This window comes from Sinosporangium album, assembly GCF_900100605.1.
Lineage (GTDB): Bacteria > Actinomycetota > Actinomycetes > Streptosporangiales > Streptosporangiaceae > Sinosporangium > Sinosporangium album.
On record NZ_FNCN01000008.1, the window covers coordinates 253866 to 271300 of the forward strand.

General features: G+C 73.1%; 14 protein-coding genes. 6 read left to right on the top strand and 8 right to left on the bottom strand.

Features of this window, described 5'->3' with window-relative positions:
• The first annotated feature begins 11 nt into the window (after nt 1–11).
• Together glpK and BLQ73_RS34575 are read left to right on the top strand one after the other, a co-directional pair.
• The gene (gene glpK, locus BLQ73_RS11080) at nt 12–1481 is read left to right on the top strand and encodes a glycerol kinase GlpK (protein ID WP_093170294.1); all 1470 of its coding nucleotides are present in this window, start codon (nt 12–14) and stop codon (nt 1479–1481) included.
• A gap of 159 nt (nt 1482–1640) precedes the next feature.
• Nucleotides 1641–5006, top strand: a complete 3366-nt coding sequence (locus BLQ73_RS34575) for a KAP family P-loop NTPase fold protein (protein ID WP_093170295.1) — start codon at nt 1641–1643, stop codon at nt 5004–5006.
• A gap of 127 nt (nt 5007–5133) precedes the next feature.
• Here BLQ73_RS34575 and BLQ73_RS11090 read toward each other — a convergent pair whose 3' ends face one another.
• Nucleotides 5134–5601, bottom strand: coding sequence for a Dps family protein (locus BLQ73_RS11090; RefSeq protein WP_093170296.1), 468 nt, complete (start codon nt 5599–5601; stop codon nt 5134–5136).
• A 165-nt stretch (nt 5602–5766) separates the two neighbouring features.
• On the opposite strand from BLQ73_RS11090, the gene BLQ73_RS34000 reads away from it, so the two are divergent.
• Both BLQ73_RS34000 and BLQ73_RS11100 read left to right on the top strand, forming a co-directional pair.
• Complete coding sequence (locus BLQ73_RS34000) at nt 5767–6612, top strand: helix-turn-helix domain-containing protein (RefSeq protein WP_245690988.1); 846 nt, start codon at nt 5767–5769, stop codon at nt 6610–6612.
• Complete coding sequence (locus tag BLQ73_RS11100; RefSeq protein ID WP_093170297.1) at nt 6609–9026, top strand: VIT domain-containing protein; 2418 nt, start codon at nt 6609–6611, stop codon at nt 9024–9026. The genes BLQ73_RS34000 and BLQ73_RS11100 overlap by 4 nt, the downstream gene beginning before the upstream one ends.
• A 22-nt stretch (nt 9027–9048) precedes the next feature.
• On the opposite strand, the gene mmuM is transcribed toward BLQ73_RS11100, so the two are convergent.
• Both mmuM and BLQ73_RS11110 read right to left on the bottom strand, forming a co-directional pair.
• The gene (gene mmuM, locus BLQ73_RS11105) at nt 9049–9945 is read right to left on the bottom strand and encodes a homocysteine S-methyltransferase (protein WP_093170298.1); all 897 of its coding nucleotides are present in this window, start codon (nt 9943–9945) and stop codon (nt 9049–9051) included.
• Nucleotides 9946–9998: 53 nt separating this feature from the next.
• Entirely contained in the window at nt 9999–10709 is a 711-nt protein-coding gene (locus BLQ73_RS11110) for a lysophospholipid acyltransferase family protein (RefSeq protein ID WP_093170299.1), read from the bottom strand.
• A gap of 157 nt (nt 10710–10866) precedes the next feature.
• Here BLQ73_RS11110 and BLQ73_RS11115 point away from each other — a divergent pair, with 157 nt between their 5' ends.
• Both BLQ73_RS11115 and BLQ73_RS34005 read left to right on the top strand, forming a co-directional pair.
• Entirely contained in the window at nt 10867–11631 is a 765-nt protein-coding gene (locus tag BLQ73_RS11115; RefSeq protein ID WP_093170300.1) for an alpha/beta hydrolase, read from the top strand.
• Nucleotides 11632–11708: 77 nt separating this feature from the next.
• A complete protein-coding gene (locus BLQ73_RS34005; RefSeq protein ID WP_245690989.1) occupies nt 11709–12353 on the top strand; it encodes a hypothetical protein in 645 nt (214 codons plus the stop codon).
• 42 nt (nt 12354–12395) lie between these two features.
• On the opposite strand, the gene BLQ73_RS11125 is transcribed toward BLQ73_RS34005, so the two are convergent.
• The 5 genes from BLQ73_RS11125 to BLQ73_RS11145 form a co-directional block, all read right to left on the bottom strand.
• Complete coding sequence (locus BLQ73_RS11125) at nt 12396–13520, bottom strand: beta propeller repeat protein (protein WP_176955371.1); 1125 nt, start codon at nt 13518–13520, stop codon at nt 12396–12398.
• 38 nt (nt 13521–13558) lie between these two features.
• Nucleotides 13559–14269, bottom strand: coding sequence for an endonuclease/exonuclease/phosphatase family protein (locus tag BLQ73_RS11130; protein ID WP_093170302.1), 711 nt, complete (start codon nt 14267–14269; stop codon nt 13559–13561).
• A 137-nt stretch (nt 14270–14406) separates the two neighbouring features.
• Complete coding sequence (locus BLQ73_RS11135; protein ID WP_093170303.1) at nt 14407–15339, bottom strand: ROK family glucokinase; 933 nt, start codon at nt 15337–15339, stop codon at nt 14407–14409.
• Between the two features lie 75 nt (nt 15340–15414).
• On the bottom strand, nt 15415–16731 hold the full coding sequence (locus BLQ73_RS11140) for a hypothetical protein (RefSeq protein ID WP_093170304.1): 1317 nt from the start codon (nt 16729–16731) through the stop codon (nt 15415–15417).
• A 114-nt stretch (nt 16732–16845) separates the two neighbouring features.
• The gene (locus BLQ73_RS11145; protein WP_093170305.1) at nt 16846–17283 is read right to left on the bottom strand and encodes an SRPBCC family protein; all 438 of its coding nucleotides are present in this window, start codon (nt 17281–17283) and stop codon (nt 16846–16848) included.
• Nucleotides 17284–17435: the final 152 nt, after the last annotated feature.

Consider the following 17435-nt stretch of genomic DNA (forward strand, 5'->3'; position numbering starts at 1 on the left):
GAGGAGCGCGCATGACCGTTCTAGCCGTGGACGCGGGCACCACCGGAGTCACCGCACTTGTCGTGGCCGAGGACGGACGGGTGGAGTCCCAAGGTTACGAAGAATTTGCCCAGTATTTCCCTGAACCTGGTCATGTGGAGCACGAACCTGACGAGATCTGGGAGGCGACCCTCAGCGCATGCCGTACGGCACTCGCCGGGGCGTCGGGCACCCCTACCTGTGTCGGGGTCACCAACCAGCGCGAGACCGCCGTGCTGTGGGACCGGGCGACGCTCGCGGCCCCCCGCCGGGCGATCGTGTGGCAAGACCGCCGCACCGCGCCGATCTGCGCCAGGCTCCGCGAAGGCGGCCACGAGGAGAGGGTGGCCGAGCTGACCGGGCTGCGGCTCGACCCCTACTTCACCGGGACGAAGTTCACCTGGCTGTCGGAACACGCCCCCGACCTGTGGGGCGAGGCCGGCGCCGGGCGGGTCGCGCTCGGCACGGTCGACTCCTACATCGTCTCCCGCATGACGGGCGGCGCCAGGCACGTCACCGACGCCTCCAACGCCTCCCGCACGCTGCTGTACGACCTGTCCGCCGCGGCCTGGTCCCCCGAGCTGTGCGAGCTGTTCAACGTGCCTCTCCGCGCGCTTCCGGAGATCGTGCCGAGCTACGGCGAGGCCGGGCGCACCGACCCCTCGGCATTCCTCGGACTCGACCTGCCGGTGAGCGGCATCGCCGGCGACCAGCAGGCCGCGCTGTTCGGCCAGGGGTGCTTCTCCCCCGGCGACGTGAAGTGCACGTACGGCACGGGCTCGTTCGTCCTCATCAACACCGGAGAGCGGATCGTCCGCTCGGACGCCGGGCTGCTGACCACGGTGGCCTGGCAGAAGCCCTCGGGCGAACTGACCTACGCGCTGGAGGGTGCGATCTTCGTCACAGGCGCGGCGGTGCAGTGGCTGCGCGACGGGCTCGGCCTGCTCGGCACCGCGCCGGAGTCCGAGGCCGTCGCGCGCTCCGTCCCGGACTCGGGCGGCGTGGTGTTCGTGCCCGCCCTCACCGGCCTCGGCGCGCCCCACTGGGACCCCTCGGCCCGCGGTGCCATCGTCGGCCTGACACGCGGCACGACCCGGGCCCACCTCGTGCGCGCCACCTTGGAGGCCATCGCCTTCGAAGTGCGCGACGTGGTGGAGGTGATGACCGGAGCCGCCGGGCTCGACGTCCCCACGCTCAAGGCCGACGGCGGGGCGAGCGCCAACGACCTGCTCATGCAGATGCAGGCCGACCAGCTCGCCACCCCGGTCGAGCGCCCGGTGGTCCACGACACCACCGCGCTCGGCGCCGCCTTCCTCGCCGGACTCGGCACCGGGCTCTGGTCGTCCCCGGAGGAGCTCGCCCGGACGTGGCGGCTGGACCGCCGCTTCGAACCCGGCGAGCGCGACGACGCGGCCTACAAGCACTGGCTCAGAGCGGTCGAACGCGCCAAACACTGGGCGTAGCCCCTTTCCCTCCTTTCTCTCCCTGCCTTCGGCCAGGCCGCGCCCAGTGGGAGAGGCGCAGCCTGAGGGTTGGCGCAAGTTCTCGCAAACCGGCGTCCGGCCGTCGCGGGCGCGGGGCACAGTCGTGCTCCACGCAGGCGCGATCAAGGGGAGCATCCGATGCGGCAGGCGCCGGGGACGATGGGCGACGCGCCCCCGACCAGGATCAGGTCCCGGAGGGCGCTGGTCTTCCTCGACCGCGACCTCCCGATGGACCCCTCCCCCGAGGACTCCTCCGCGCCCGCCGCCGCACCCGCCGCCACGGCCGCCGGCGCGGGCGCCGCCGACGATGCGGCGTTGCTGGCCCACGCACTGCGGAGCTGCGGCTTCGACACCCGCACGCAGACTCCCGACCGGTCTCCCCACACCGCCATGGCCGACTTCCTGGCCGGGGCCGAACCCGGCGAGCTGCTGGTGGTGCGCTGGCCGTCGGGTTCCACGGCGGCACCGACGGTGATCAGCGACTTCGGGCGGATGGCGGCCCAGACGAGTGCGGCAGCCGTACTCCTCGTCGTGGACTTCGGGTGGATCATCCAGGGCGATCCCGACGCGTGCGGCGAGGGGACCCGCTGGCTCCGCGTGCCGGGCGACCCTCCCGTCGCCGCGGCGGCGCTGACGATCGGCATCACGGCGGGCGCCGCCCGTCCCGCCGCCACGCCGTCCCTCACCGGCCTCGTGGCTCAGGCGCTGCTGCCCGGTGCGGCTCTGGCCCACCCGGGGGCGGCCGACGGGCCCGTCACGGTGGGCGACCTCTTCGGCGCCGCGCGCCTGGCCTACGAACGGGCGGGAGCGGGGCGTACGGCGGTGCTGTTCACCCACGGCGACGCCGAGCACGTCGTGGTGGGCCGGCGCCTTCCCGCCGCGAGGGAGGTGGAACCCGGGCTCGCCGTCGCGGTGGAACGGCTGGGCCTGGCCGGCGACAGCGTTCCGCCGGGGCCTGCCGCCGAGATCGTGGGCCGGGTCCACGATCTGCACCTCGGCGAGGCGGCCCGGCGGCTGCTGCGGCGGGCCGCGCTGCTGCACGACGACGAGCCGCTCACCCCCGGACTCGCCGCGCTGCTGGTCGGCGAGCGCGGAGGCCGGAGGCCTCCAGCGGGCGACGGGGAGGCCAGGGAGACCGGGGACGGGCCCGCGGGGTCTTCGGCGGCGTCCCCGGCGTCCCCGGCGTCCCTGGCGTGGGGGGCGCTGGCCGGGTGGGGCCTGCTCGGGGAGAGCAGCACGTTCTCCCACCCCGCCGTGCGCGAGTTCGCGCTGGCCAGGCTCACCCCCGACGAGGTGGCCCGGGTTCCGGCGGCGCTGCGCAGGGGCAGGGCCGAGGGCCGCCTCCTCCCGCCCCGCACACCGCTGACGGCCGACCGCTGGACCACGCGCGACATGCTCGGCCATCACATGTACGCGGAGGCCGTGGCGGCCTTCATCCGCCACCCCGACACCCGGCCCCCGCTGACCATCGGCGTCAAGGGGCCCTGGGGCGCGGGCAAGACCTCGCTGATGCGGATGCTCCAGGACCTGCTCGACCCCGGGGCGGCCGGCGACACCCCGGCCCGCGTCCACCTGGTCAAGCGGCTCCGCCCCCGCCGTGGCCGCGGCCTGCCGGCAGCGCTCAGGCGCCCCTTCGGCGGACGCGCGCGCTCCGCGGAAGGCGGGGTGACCGTGGCCGAGGTGCTGTCCCGGGTGCGGCACCCCCCCGGCGAGCCGGGTGAGCCGGGTGAGCCGGGCGGCCACAGGGCGGAGCCCGAGAGCGGCCCCGAGCTGCCGTCCCGGGAGCGGTGGCGGCCGACGGTGTGGTTCAACCCGTGGACCTACCAGAGCGACGAGCAGGTCTGGGCGGGCCTCGCCCACGAGATCATCACCCAGGTGACCGGGCGGCTGCCGCGCGGCGAACGCGAACGCTTCTGGCTGGAGCTCAACCTGGCGCGGATCGACAGGGAGGCCGTACGGCGGCGCGCCTACGGGCTCGCCCTCACCCGCCTCGCCCCCGTGGCGCTCGCCCTGGCGGCCACCGCCGTACTCACCTGCGCCGCGCTCGCGTCGGCGGCCATCACCCCGGCGCTCTCGCCGTTCCTGCGGACGACGGCCTCGGTCCTCGGCTCGGTGGGGCCGGTGGCGGTGCTCGGGGCCGCAGCCGTACGGCTGGCGGGCTTCTTCCGCGAGTCGGCGAACGTGGCCTTCGGCGGGCTGCTGCGCCGTCCCGACCTGTTCGGATCGGCGCAGACGCTGCTGGGGGACGCGATGGCCGACCCGGGGTACCAGTCGCGCGCCGGGTTCCTCCACCTCGTGCAGACGGACATGCGCCGGGTGCTCGACCTGGTCGCCACGGAGGAGCGGCCGCTCGTCGTGTTCGTGGATGATCTGGACCGCTGCTCCCCCGGCACCGTGGCGCAGGTCATCGAGGCGGTCAACCTGTTCCTCGCGGGCGAGTTCCCCAACTGCGTGTTCGTGCTGGCCATGGAGCCGGGTGTGGTGGCCGCGCACGTGGAGGCGGCCTACCGGGACCTGGTGGAGGCCCTGCCCGAGGACGAGAGGCCGGGGCTCGGCTGGCGGTTCCTGGAGAAGATCGTGCAGTTGCCGCTCAGCATGCCCAAGCTCGACGAGGGCTCCCAGGTCCCCGCTTACGTCAGGGGCCTGCTCGGCCTTGCGCCGTACCCGGTGACCGTCCCAGGGCCCGCCGTGCCCATTACCGTGCCCATTACCGTGCCCACCGCCGTGCCCACCGCCGTGCCCACCGCCGTGCCCATTACCGTGCCCCCTTCCGGGTCGCCCGCCGTACCCCCTACCGCGCCTCCCGTCTCCCATTCCGCCTCCCATTCCGCCGCGCAGGCGGCCGGGCGCCCCGCCGGGCGCCCCGCCTCCGGTCACTCCAGGCCGGCGCGCCCGGCCACCGGCGTGCCGACCGACGAGGGCGGCGATCTGGTCGCGCGTCTTGAGGCGGCGATCAGGCGGCGGAATCCCTCCACGGACCGGCTTGACGCGGTGGCGCGCGAGGAACAGGAGTCGCTCGGCGTGCGCCCCCCGGCGGGGTTCGCCCTGGCCCCGGCCACGCGCCTGGCCGCCGACCGGGTCTTCAACGACCTCCACAGCGACGAGCACGCGTGCCGCGCGATCGAATCGGCCCTGCCGACACTGGCGCTGGGCAACCCGCGCGAGGTCAAGCGCTACCTGAACGTCTACCGGTTCTATGCGTTCGTCGCCTACCGCAGAACCCTGGCCGGCCGCCCGGCCGTCCCCGACGCGGCCGTCGCCAAGCTCGCCGCGTTGACCATACGGTGGCCGCACCTGCTCTCGGCGCTCACCCGCGAGAGCCGGGACGGCGGCACCGTGCTCGCCGCCCTGGAGCGCGCGGCCCGGGCCGGTGCGAGCGCCTTCCACGCCGCGCTCGCGGACGCCGACCTCGACGAGGCCGCGCCGGTCTCCCGCTGGGACGGCCTCCACGCCCTGCTGGCCTCTCCCCCCTCGATCGCCGACGCGGCGGCGGACCTGCTCTAGGTGGCCTTTAGGTGGCCCCTAGGTGGCCCCTAGGTGGCCCCTAGGTGGCACAGCCGAGCGCGGCGCGCCGGAGCCGTACGGCACGGCCCCGGCGGTTCGGGTGCGCCCCGCTCCGACCTGGCGGGGGTCAGCGTTGCGCCTGCATCATCCAGTGGTGCTTCTCCAGGTCGTGGGACACGTCGTCCAGCAGGTCCTGGGTGACCGGGTCGGGCTCGGCGACGGCCTGGATGCGCTCGCGCATGCGGCCGACGATCGATTCGAGGATGTCGGTCATCGCGGCCACGACTTTGCCGTCCTCCAGCGCGCCGGGGTTGATCTGCGGCACATGGCTGTGCTTCGCGACCGTCGAGGCGCGGCCGTCGGGGTGCGCACCGATGGCGCTGGCCCGTTCGGCGATCGTGTCGGTGTGTTTCCGGGCTACGCCGACGATCTCGTCGAGGTGCAGGTGCACCGCGCGGAAGTTGTGGCCTATCACGTTCCAGTGGGCCTGTTTCGCCAGCAGCGTGAGGTCGATGAGATCGACCAGCGCGCCCTGCAGCACCTCGCTGACGATCTTCCGGTCTTCCTGGGCCAGTGCGCCGGTGATCGCGGCCATAGCCTGCCTCCCGTCGTTCTCCTGCGGTTCGCCGCCCGCCTCCGGCAGGGACGAAAGCAATCTCAAACCGGCCCTACCCGGCAAATCACCCAAATCACCTGAATTGACCCGTTCTTAACGCTCCCCGCGTTGACACTGTCATAGTTACAGTGTCATTCTGCGCGTATGAGTGAGACCCTGACGATCGCCGAGCTCGCGGAGCGCGCCTCCCGGGTGCTGCGTGACGGCGCGCCGGGGGCGAACGGCCGCGTGCGCGAGGTGCCGAGCGAACGTCTCATCCGGTGGTATACGACGATCGGCCTGGTCGACCCGCCGCTGACGCGGCGGGGGCGCGTGGCGCGCTACGGCAGACGCCACCTGCTGCAGGTGGTGGCCGTCAAACGCCTCCAGGCCGACGGCCTGTCCATCGCCGACATCCAGGTGAGGCTCACCGGCGCCACCGACGCCGCGCTGGAGGAGGTGGCGCGCCTGCCGGCCGCTCCCGGCCCGTCCACCGCGAACGCGGAGACGCCGGAGACGCCGGAGACGCCGGAGACGCGGCCCCCGGAGCGCTTCTGGGCCCGCAGCCCCGCCGCCCGGCGCGCGGAGCAGCCCTCGGCACAAGGCCCGGCACAGAGCCCGGCACAAGGCCCAGCACAAGGCACGGCACAGAGCCCGGCACAAGGCCCAGCACAAGGCACGGCACAGAGCCCGGCACAGAGCGCGGCCCAGAGCCCGGCACAAGGCCCGGCACAGGGCGCGGAGCCACCGGTCCGGCCGTCCGCGACCCCCGTTCACGGCGTACGGCTCGCGCCCGGCGTGACGCTGCTGCTCGACGGCGCCGCCCGCGGGCTCGCTCCGGGTGACCTGGCGGCCGTGAGCACGGCGGCGGCCCCCCTCCTCGCGGCGCTTCGCGACCTGGGCCTCGCCCCGGCCGGTGTCCCGCCGTACAACCCGTACACCGCGCACACCACCCCGCCTGACATGCCCGAAGAGCCCGACGAGACCCCTTCGGAGGGGAGCACCCGATGACTTTCACCATCACCGCGCTGCCGGAGAAGCAGTGCGCTCCGCAGCCCGACGCCGGGCTCGGCGCTCTGCGCACCGAGCAGGGCAACCTTCCGCTGGAGAGCGTGGACGTCACCGCCGCCGTCGCGGGCACCGCGGCGGAGATGGCGGTGACGCAGTGCTTCCGCAATCCGCATGACGTGCCGCTTGAGGCCACCTATGTCTTCCCGCTGCCGAGCCGGGCCGCGGTCACCGCCTTCACCATGGAGGCGGACGGCCACGTGGTCGAGGGCGTGCTGAAGGAACGCGCGCAGGCCAGGGCGGACTACGACCAGGCACTCGCCGAAGGGCGCCGGGCCGCGATCGCCGAGGAGGACCGGCCCGATGTGTTCACGATGCGGGTGGGCAACATCGTGCCCGGGGAACGGGTGACCGTACGGCTGGCGCTGAGCGGGCCTCTGCCGTACGAGGACGGCGCGGCGACGTTCCGCTTCCCGCTGGTGGTGGCCCCGCGCTATGTGCCGGGTGCGCCGCTGTCCGGCCCCTCCACGGGGGCGGGGACGGCACCGGACACCGACGCGGTGCCGGACGCGTCGCGGATCACGCCTCCGGTGCTGCTGCCCGGCTTCCCCGACCCGGTGCGCCTGGCGCTCGCCGTACGCTTCGACCCGGCGGCCGTCGCGCCGTACGACGTCGCCTCCAGCCTCCACGTGGTACGCGAGGAGGAGAGCGGCGACGGCGTCGTCGTACGGCTGGAGCCGGGCGAGCGGCTCGACCGGGACTTCATTCTGAGGCTGCGCTTCCCGGCGTCGAACTCGCTGACGCTCGTCCCCGACGAGCCGGGACGTACGGACGCCGAGTCCGGTGAGGGCGACGGCACGTTCCTGTTGACGGTGGTGCCTCCGGAGGGCGAACGCCGTACGCCGAAGGACGTGGTGCTGCTGCTGGACCGCTCGGGCAGCATGGGCGGATGGAAGATGGTTGCCGCGCGGCGGGCCGCGGCCCGCATCGTGGACACCTTGACGAGTGACGACCGGTTCGCTGTGTTCTCCTTCGACCACGTGGTCGAACGGCCGGACGGCCTTTCCGCCGGGCTCGTGCCCGCCTCCGACCGCAACCGGTTCCGCGCGGTCGAGCACCTGGCCGGCCTGTCGGCGCGGGGAGGCACGGAGCTGCTCCGGCCGCTGTCGGAGGCCATCGCCCTGCTGACGGAAGACGGGGGCGGCGGCCTGGGCAGGGACCGGGTCCTGGTGCTGGTGACCGATGGCCAGGTGGCGAACGAGGACGAGATCCTGGCCCGGATCGGCCCGGCGCTCGCCGACGTCCGCATGCACACCGTCGGCATCGATCGGGCGGTCAACGCGGCCTTCCTCGGCCGCCTCGCGGGGCTCGGGTCGGGGCGCTGCGAACTGGTGGAGTCCGAGGACCGGCTCGACGCTGCCATGGAGCACATTCATCGGCGTGTCGGCGCGCCTCTGGTGACGGGCCTGCGGATGTCGGCCGACGGCCTCGACCTGGTCGACGGCAGCGTGGAGCCCTTCGGTTCGCTGTTCAGTGGTGTGCCGCTGACGGTGTCGGGGCGTTTCCGCGGCGCGGCGGCGGGTTCGCTGACGCTGTCGGGGACCGGTCCCGACGGTGAGCCGTGGGAGCGCCGTGTGGAGGGCGCCGCCGGGGGTGGCGGCGCCGTACGCGCGATGTGGGCGCGGGGCCGTGTGCGGGCGCTGGAGGACCGCTACGCGATAGGCGCCCAGGGGTGGCCGACGCCGTACGACGAGGGTGAGCGGGCGCTGGAGGAGAAGATCGTGGCGACTTCGCTCCGCTACGGGGTGCTGAGCAGGTTCACGGCGTTCGTCGCGGTGGACTCCCGGGTGGTGGGCGAGGGCGGGCCCGGCCACCGGGTCGTGCAGCCGGTGGAGCTGCCGAGCGGCTGGGAGCCCCCGGTGCCGCCGGCGCCGTCCCCGGGCGCTCCGATCATGCTCGCGGCGGCGTCGTACGGCGGGGCCGACGCGTTCGGGGCGCCGCCGCCGGCGCCTGCCGCGGGCGGCTTCGCGCAGGCCGTCCCGCCTCCGGCGGCGGGCCCGAGGATGGTCGGCCGGGCGCGCATGTCGGCGCCGGCGCCCGCTCCCGCGGGGAACACGCTTGCGGAGGTGCGCCCGCAGCTCGTCCAGGAGCTGGAGCGCCTGGCCGGTGTCGACCGCCTCTCCCCGCGCGAGCTGCGGGGCTATCTGGCCGACCTGGGCAGCCGCCTGTCGGCGCTCGCCTCCCACCTGGGAGGCCACCCCGACCTGTCGGCGCTCGCCCGTGACCTCGAAGCCGCCGAGGAGCCGGGCAGCGACCCCGGGGACCTGCTGGCCCGCGTCCGCGACCTGCTGCGCGCCCTGACCGGGGAGCCCGGTCCGGGGGCGGCGGAACGGCCCTCCTTCTGGAAGCGCCGCTAGACCCGCCCGTCACACCCGCCCGTCACACCTGCCCGTCGACCAGGGCGGCCCGCACCCGGCTGATGTGCTCGGGGGTCGTACGGCAGCAGCCCCCGATCAGGCTCGCCCCGGCCGCGCGCCACTCCGCCGCGGCCTGGGCGAACGCCGAGGGCTCGGCGGTGCCCAGCCACCGCCGGGCGGCCGGGTCGAAGGTCTCGCCGGAGTTGGGGTAGACGACGACGGGGCAGTTGTCGATGCACCGGATGAGCGAGGGGATGTAGCGCGGCGGGGTGCAGTTGACGCCGACGGCGACGACCCTCGGATGCCCGGAGAACACGGCCGCCGCCTCTCTGAGCGGGGTGCCGTCGCTGATGCGGGACTCGTCGCGGCAGGAGAAACTCACCCAGATGCGGGCGTCGGGGGTCTCGTCGAGGAGGCGGGCCAGGGCGCGGGCCTCGCCGTACGAGGGGATGGTCTCGCAGGCGAGCAGGTCGGCACCGGAGGCGGCGAGCAGGTGCCACCGGTCGCGGTGCCAGTCCGCCAGCGCGTCCTCGTCGAGGTCGTAGTCGCCGGTGTATTCGACTCCGCCTGTGAGGAAGGCCCCGTAGGGGCCGACGCTCGCCGCGACGAGCCCGCCGCCGTGCTCGTCGCGGGCCTGCATGGCGAGCGTGACGGAGAGGGTGATGAGATCCTCGGCCTCGCGGTGGGAGCACCCCCGGCGCATGAGGCCGGGGATGGTCGCCTGATAGCTGGCGGTCGTCGCGACGTCGGCGCCTGCGGCGAAGTAGTCGCGATGGGCCCGGCGGATCGCGCCGGGATCGTCGGCGAGAAGTCTCGCGGACCAGAGGTCGTCGCCGAGGTCGCCTCCGAGCGCCTCCAGACGGCTCGCCAGACCACCGTCGAGGACGAGGATGTCGCGGCCTTCCAGGGCGGAACTCACCCGCCAACTCTATGCGGAACCGGACATCGCACAACCCCCGGGAAGAGGGCTGTTCAGGACCCTCCGGCAGCCGCCTGCCGCGCGGCCCGGGCCATCTCCACCTTGGCGCTCGTGGCGTATTTGTCGACGTATTCCTGGCCGGACAGCTCCATCAGCGCATACATGATCTCGTCGGTGACGGCGCGCAGCACGAGGCGGTCCTCCTCCATGCCGTAGTAGCGGGAGAAGTCGAGCGGCTTGCCGAACTTCACCCCCGGCCGGATGCCGAGCCTGGGCAGGAGTCGGCCCGGCGGCATCATCTCGAAGGTGTTGACCATCGCCCAGGGGATGACCGGGGCGCGGGATTCGAGCGCGAGCCGGGCGACGCCGGTCTTGCCCTTGTAGAGACGCCCGTCGGGAGACCGCGTGCCCTCGGGGTAGATGCCGAGGATCTCGCCCTCCCCGAGCACCCGCAGGCCGGTGCGGAGCGCGGCCTCGCTGGCCTTGCCGCCGGACCGGTCCACCGGCACCGTGCCCACCCCGGTGAAGAAGGCCCGGACGAGCAGGCCCTTGATGCCCCTGCCGGTGAAGTATTCGGCTTTGCCCAGGGAGATGACCTTGCGGGGAAGTTGGAGGGGGCCAAAAAAGTGGTCGGCGAACGACAAATGATTGCCGGCGAGGATGACGGGCCCCTCGTCGGGAACATTCTTGGCGCCCTCCGTCCAGGGCCGGAACACGAGATGGAGGATCGGCTTCAAAATCGCCTTCACCACCCAGTAGAACACTCGGGGCACCTCATCTCGGTATTCGAGTCTTCACGCACGACGCGCTATCCTCCCATCTTCCGGCCACCCCTCCCACACCGACAAATCAACCTCTCGCACAACCACCCCGGATCGTGCGACCATCAGTCGATCAGCCGCTGCGCGAGGAGGCCCGGCCATGCCACTCATGCCTGGCGCCGAGCCGTACCACCACGAAGGTGGTCAAATCGGCGTTCTTCTCTGCCATGGTTTCACCGGCACACCGCAGTCTCTGCGCCCATGGGGCGAGTTCCTCGCCACGGCGGGCCTGACCGTGTCGCTTCCCAGGCTCCCCGGTCACGGCACCACCTGGCAGGAGATGAACCGCACGCGCTGGGAAGACTGGTATGCCGAGCTCGACCTCGCCTTCGCCGATCTGCAGGGCCGGTGTGCCGAGATCTTCGTCATGGGGCTCTCGCTCGGCGGATGCATGGCGTTCCGGCTGGCCGAGGTGCACGGCACCGGCGTCCGCGGTGTGGTGGCGGTCAACCCGTCCCTGTCGCTCGACGCCCCCCTGCTGCGGTTCGCGCCGCTGATCAAGCTGTTCGTGCCCTCGGTGGCGGGCCTGGCCGGCGACATCAAAAAGCCCGGCGTGAGCGAGCTGGCCTATACCCGCACGCCGGTCCGCGCCGCCGCCACGCTGCCCCGGCTGTGGACCCTGGTGCAGTCCGAGCTCGAACGGATCACGCAGCCGGTGCTGGTCTTCCACAGCCCGCAGGACCACGTGGTCAAACCCACGAGTGTTCGCATCCTGCGGGAACGCCTCACCGGCGGCAACCTCGACGTGATCGAACTCACCGACAGCTTCCACGTCGCGACCCTGGACAATGAGGCAGATCGGATTTTCACGGGGAGCCTCGACTTCGTAAGGACACATGCCTCTGTACCCTTACAGAGAGACTGATCGCGAGCAGGGGGACGCGAGCAGGGGGAGATGCGCGGTCTTACACAAGGAAGCGACCGGCCGATGGACACAGTCACGTGACGCCTCAAAGCGATGAGGACGAGGTCTGGCGTCAGATCGTCGCGTCCTTCAACGCCCCGGTGGACAGCGATCCCTCCGGCCAGCCGTGGCCGGACAGCGAGAACCTCACACCGGAGCCCGCAGGACGCCGAACCGACGACGACCCCACGGCCGATCTTCCCTCCACGCCGCCCGCCGACCCACGCGAGCCTCGGGACATCCGGGATCTTCTCGATCTTCGTGATGGTTCAGAGGCGGGTCCCGGCGGCCTCGGCGCCCCCGGCCCCGACCGGCCGCACCGGGGCGGCGCGTTCCAGCGCCGACCCGACGACGGCTCCCGGGACCCCCTCGACCTCCCCGGACACACGGGCGGCGACCCCGACTCCGGCGACGGGGCCGACGAGGGGGCCGACGAGGGGCATTACGAGCCGCCGCCTCCCCCACCGCTCCCCAAGGCCGACACGCCCACCAAGCTCGCGTGGTTCGCCCTCTTCGGAGGACCCGCCTACCTGCTCCTGGCCGCCATGCTCGGCTGGCACATGGAGGGGTGGGCGCTGTTCGCCGCCGTCGCCGCCTTCATCGGCGGCTTCGTCGCCCTGGTCGTGCGGATGGGCGACGGCCCCCCCAACGACTCCGGCTGGGACGACGGCGCCGTCATCTGACGCCCCGCTCCCCGGCCCGCGCGCAAGACCCGGCGCTCCCACTCAGCGGTCGGTGGGGCCGCCGAAACGCTTGACCACGTCGGTGTAGCGGTCGGCCTGGTCGACGACGTGGCCCACCGCCCAGACGCCTGAGGAGCCGGGGACGGCCGTCACCGACTGGAGCCGCAGCGTGCCGCCCTCGGCCACGGGCCCACCCCTGATGATCTTGCCTTTGCCGTGCTCGTAGCGCATCAGGAACGCCTCGCTCGGGCGGCTCGGGTCGGACCCGGAAATCCAGAACCGGCCCTTGCCGTCGCCGGTCACGCCGTACAGATGCGCGTCGGCGTCCGGCACGCGCACCTGGCTCCAGCGCCTGCCGTTCCAGGCCAGCACGAGAGGCGCGATGTCGTCCGGCCCCCGGTAGACGCCACCCACGGCCAGAACGCGCTTGGGCGAGTCGACATAGACGTCCCGGAGGTAGCCCCCCGGGATCGAGGGAACCCGCACAGACCTCCACGTGCCGCCGGACAGGCGCATGATCAACGGTTTGGACCCGGTGTCGCCGACGGTCCACCCGTCGCCCTTCGCCGACACCGACACACCGTAGAGCACGCCCTTGGTCTTCATCGGCGTCAGCGACCAGCTCGCCCCGTCACCCGAGAGCACCAGAGGCTTGCCGTCACGGCTTCCGACCGCCACCACCTTGCCCTGCGCGGCGGTCACACCCCCCAGCCAGTCGCCCCCGCGCAAGTCGTCCACGGTGACCCGGTCGAACCCTCCCGCGTCACCCTTCGCGATGTACGGCTGGCCGTCGTGACCATCGCCGACCGTCCACATCTGACCCGGCCCCGCCGCGGCGACCGAACGCAGATGGCCCGCGCCCGTCGCGTCGTTGCGGATCGGCACATGCGACCACGAGGCGCCGTCCCACCGTGTGATCACGCCGCGGTTCTGCCAGACGTCCCAGATCTCCTGCTGCCCCACCGCCCACACGTCGGTGCTCGACAGGGCGACGACATCGGAGAGCGACCCGTCGGCGCGCAGCCGAGCGCTGGTGGACTGCTGCCAAGCCTCGGCCACGGGCGGATTGGTCGGTTCGGCGTGCGCGGAAACGGCCGGCGTCGCTGAGGCGAGAAGCGCGGCTGCCGCGCACACGACCGAAGCACGCCGCATTGAGCGGCGGGTCATGGGGAAATCGTACGGCCCTGGCCCTGCACTTCGTGGCTTCACCCGCCCGGTGATGCCCGATGCGTGGTGAGATCAGCGACAACGGGCAGATGGTCGGTCGCCGCCCGGAGGTCGGCCGTATCGGCCTCCGCCGTACCGCAGCCGAGGACCGTCAAGCCGGGCGACGCGAAGACTCCGTCGATCCGGTAGCGCGGTCCGCGTGCCGAGAACGTCAGCCCGTCCCCGCGCGGAACACGCGCGAAGCAGTCGGTGTAGCGCTCCGTCAGATACCGCCAGGCGGGCTCGTGGTCCTGCTCGTTGACATCGCCCGCCAGCACGACCGAAGCCCCGTGGCGCGCCGCCACGTCCTCCGCCAACGCCACGACCTCCTCGACATGGGCGAGCCTCGCCGCCGCCGCCAGATCAAGGTGGAACGACCCCACCGCCAGCCGCGCGCCCGCCACCTCGACCACCGCGAGCGCGAGCCCGCGCCGCTCCAGCCGGGGAAACCGCCGCAGCGCATGGCTCTCATCGTGCACAAGCCGTACGGCACCGCCGACGAGAACCGCCACCCCGCCCACCCGGCCGCCCGCGCCCACCCTCATGCCCGCCGACTCGGCCAGCCCGCGCCGCTTCGCCCGCCAGCGCAGGAACCGCGGCGCCTCCTGCACGCACAGCAGATCCGGCGCCATGCTCCTGATGACCCTGGTCAGCGCTTCGGCATCGTCATACATCGACCGCACGTTGTACGTCGCCACCCTGACCGCCATGCACTCCCCCGCAGACGCCTACCGGTCTCCCATACTGGCTCCCCGAATTGGGAAACGCGGAGCGCTCGGGCCGGGGGCCGGGTCGGGCCGACCGCGTGGGCCCGGCGGCACCGGGGGTGCCGCCGGGGCGCGGGTCGTCAGGGCAGGCGGGCCAGATCGGCCGCGCCGACGAGGCCGGCCGAGGGGCCGAGTTCGGCGAGGCGGACCTCGGCCACGGGCCGGTGGCCCCGCCCGGTGAGAAGAGCCGCGTAGGTCTCCCGCACCTGGTCGACGAAGAGGTCGGCGGCGCGTGAGACGCCCCCGCCGATGATGAAGCACCCCGGGTCGAGGACCGCGCTGAGGTCGGCCATGCCCTGGGCCAGCCAGCCCGCGAGGACCGAGAACGCCGCCAAGGCGGCCTCGTCGCCCAGCCTCGCCGCCTCGGTGACCTCCTCGCCCTCGATCGTGCCGCCGGCGAGCCCCAGCAGGATGCCCGCCCGCTGCGGGTCGGCCGCCGCGATCTCCCTGGCCTCCATGACAAGGGCCCGGCCGCTGGCGTACTGCTCCCAGCAGCCCAGGTTGCCGCACCCGCACAGCCTGCCGCCCGGGACGACCTGCATGTGGCCGAGCTCGGCGCCCATGCCCCACCGGCCCCGGTAGAGCGCGCCGTCGAACACCAGTCCGCCGCCGATGCCCGTGCCCACCGTGAGCAGCACGACGTGGCTCTGCCCGCGCCCCGCCCCGAAGCGGGCCTCCGCCCACGCCGTCGCGTTCGCGTCGTTCTCCACCACCACCGGCAGCCCGACAAGGGAGGAGACCTTCTTCTGCAGCGGCTCCTCCCGCCAGGCCAGGTTGGGCGCGAAACGCACAACCGACCGCGTCTCATCCACGAACCCCGCCGCGCCGAGGCCCACGGCCTCGATATCGCGCCCGCGACGCAGCTCGCCCACAACCTCCGCGATCGTCTCCGCAACCCGGTCGACGTCGTCGGCGGGGGTAGGACGAAGCAGGTGGTCCTGCACTCGGCCGTCCTCGTCGACTACGCCCGCGGCAATCTTTGTGCCGCCGATGTCCACACCGATGGTCAGCATGTCCCCAACCATTCCCAAGCGGGCCCAGACTCAGCCCATGTTCGCGGCATCAGCGTAGTCATATCCGCCAAACAGTTAGGGTTTGCGGGGTGTCGACGGGCGCTGGATGGCGCCGACGAAGCTCTTGACCACGGACATGACCTCGTCCCCCGCCGCCTTCAGATGGCCGGTGACATCCGTGCCCGCCTCGCGCTGAGCGGCGATGGCCCGGCACACCGGGCAGGCGCGGCAGACGTACTCCTCGTCCTCGTGCGGCATGGACACGGCCTCCTCCCACACATCACGGGCGGGCTCGGACCTGCCGCCGACTCGGCTGCCGGTGAAGTCCGAGATCACCTGGCCGACGCCGTTCACGACACCGTTCACGCTGCCCCGCACCACGGCCTTCCCGACCTCGCGGGTGGCGCGCGCCTGGAGGGAGCCGAGCAGCTTGGCGGCCTCGTCCGCCACCGCGCCGAACGCCTCCCGGCCCAGCCGCTCGTAAGCCCAGACCGCCTCACTCCCCCAACCCCGGTCACCGTTGCGGGACGCATCGGCCTCCCGACCCCGGTCGCGGGTCTCCCGGGCATGGGAGTCCCGGCCGCTCTCCTCATGCGCGGCGCGGGCACGGGCCTCGTGGTCACCGGCGCCGTTCACCGGGGCGGCAGCCGCCGCGGCGGCACCGGCCACCGGCGTCCCGGGCTTCGCCGTACGGCTCCCCGCCACCGAACCCGCCTCCTCGACGCTCGCCTTGGCCGCAGCCGCCTTGGCCGTACCCGTCTTCGTGCTGGTGAGGTCGGCCTTAGCCCCCTTGGCCGAGCGGGTCTTAGCCGGGGCCGCCTCGGCACCGGCTGCCTTGGCCGAGCGGGCCTTGACCGAGCGGGTCTTGGCCGGAGCCGCCTCCGTGGGACTCACCTGGCCATCGACCGCCTCGCTCGCGCCCGCCTCGGCGCCGGACGCCTTGGCCGGGGTGCGCTTGGCCGCACGCGCCTTGGTGCCGGCGGGGTCGGCCTTGGCCCCCTTGGCGGCGGTCGCCTTGGCCGGGCGGGCCTTGGCCGGGCGGGCCTTGGCCGGAGCCGCCTCCGCCGGGCTCGCCTCGCCGTCGGCCGCCTTGCCCGCGCCGGCCTTGGCGGCAGCCGTCCTGGCCGAGCGGGCCTTGGCCGCGCTCACCTTGGCGGCGGGCTCGACCACGGCAGGCTCGACCACGGCGGGCTTGACCGCGGCGGGCTTGACCGCGGTGGCCTCGGGCGGGGTGCCGGGCGTCGCTTCCGGGAGGGCGGCGGTGACGCCGAGGGCGTCGCCGCCGGGAAAGGTCGGCGGCTCGGAACGCGTACGGCGGGTGCGGCTTTGAGCCGCGTGTGCGGTTGTGGTCTGCCCGCCGTCGTGGCGGTCCTGCTCGCTGTTCTCGCTCATATGTGGCCCTCCTATCTCAAAACGCTACCCGAGAGGAGGGCTCGGGAGAGCGTGTCATCAGTTCGTGGAACTATCTCGGGACCAGCGGGAACCCCAGTTGGTGATCAAGGAAGGCTACCTGCTCTCGACCCGCTTCTTGAGTCCTTTGAGCGCGGTGTCGACGATGACCTTTTCGGCTTTTCGTTTGATCATGCCCAGCATCGGCATCTTGACGTCGGCGGAAAGCTCGTAGGTGACCTCGGTGCCGCGGTCGGTGGCGGCGAGCTGATAGCTCCCGTCGAGGGCCGACAGCATGCGCCCGGGCGTGACGATACGCCAGGTGACCAGCTCGTCGCCGTGCCACTCGTAGCCGAGGGTGTAGTCGTCGGAGAGGACGCCCGCGTCGAGGGTGAACCGCACCTCGTCGGGGCGGCCGTCGCGGTGGGTGGTGAGGATCTCCGCCGACTTCACCTGCCCGGCCCACTCGGGGTATGCGGGAAAGTCGGCGATGACCGCCATGACGGCGGCCGGCTCGGCGTCGATCGTGGTGCGCGAGGTGGTGCGATCAGCCATGGGCCCACGCTACCGGGCTGATCCGTGGTGCTCCGGCCTTCACACGGGGGGCGAGGCGGACTCTCCCGCCGAGCGGGGTGGAAAAGCCGATCCGTCCGGCGGATCGGCGCCCGGGAACATCCTGCAAGGTAGCGTCGAGTAACACGTGCGAC

Coding starts and splice junctions, on each gene's coding strand:
- BLQ73_RS11090 (WP_093170296.1), bottom strand. CDS start 5,601: ATGGCCGCGATCACCGGCGCACTGGCCCAGGAAGACCGGAAGATCGTC.
- glpK (WP_093170294.1), top strand. CDS start 12: ATGACCGTTCTAGCCGTGGACGCGGGCACCACCGGAGTCACCGCACTT.
- BLQ73_RS11140 (WP_093170304.1), bottom strand. CDS start 16,731: ATGAGCGAGAACAGCGAGCAGGACCGCCACGACGGCGGGCAGACCACA.
- BLQ73_RS11115 (WP_093170300.1), top strand. CDS start 10,867: ATGCCACTCATGCCTGGCGCCGAGCCGTACCACCACGAAGGTGGTCAA.
- BLQ73_RS11125 (WP_176955371.1), bottom strand. CDS start 13,520: ATGACCCGCCGCTCAATGCGGCGTGCTTCGGTCGTGTGCGCGGCAGCC.
- BLQ73_RS11135 (WP_093170303.1), bottom strand. CDS start 15,339: ATGCTGACCATCGGTGTGGACATCGGCGGCACAAAGATTGCCGCGGGC.
- BLQ73_RS11145 (WP_093170305.1), bottom strand. CDS start 17,283: ATGGCTGATCGCACCACCTCGCGCACCACGATCGACGCCGAGCCGGCC.
- BLQ73_RS11100 (WP_093170297.1), top strand. CDS start 6,609: ATGACTTTCACCATCACCGCGCTGCCGGAGAAGCAGTGCGCTCCGCAG.
- BLQ73_RS34575 (WP_093170295.1), top strand. CDS start 1,641: ATGCGGCAGGCGCCGGGGACGATGGGCGACGCGCCCCCGACCAGGATC.
- BLQ73_RS34000 (WP_245690988.1), top strand. CDS start 5,767: ATGAGTGAGACCCTGACGATCGCCGAGCTCGCGGAGCGCGCCTCCCGG.
- BLQ73_RS11130 (WP_093170302.1), bottom strand. CDS start 14,269: ATGGCGGTCAGGGTGGCGACGTACAACGTGCGGTCGATGTATGACGAT.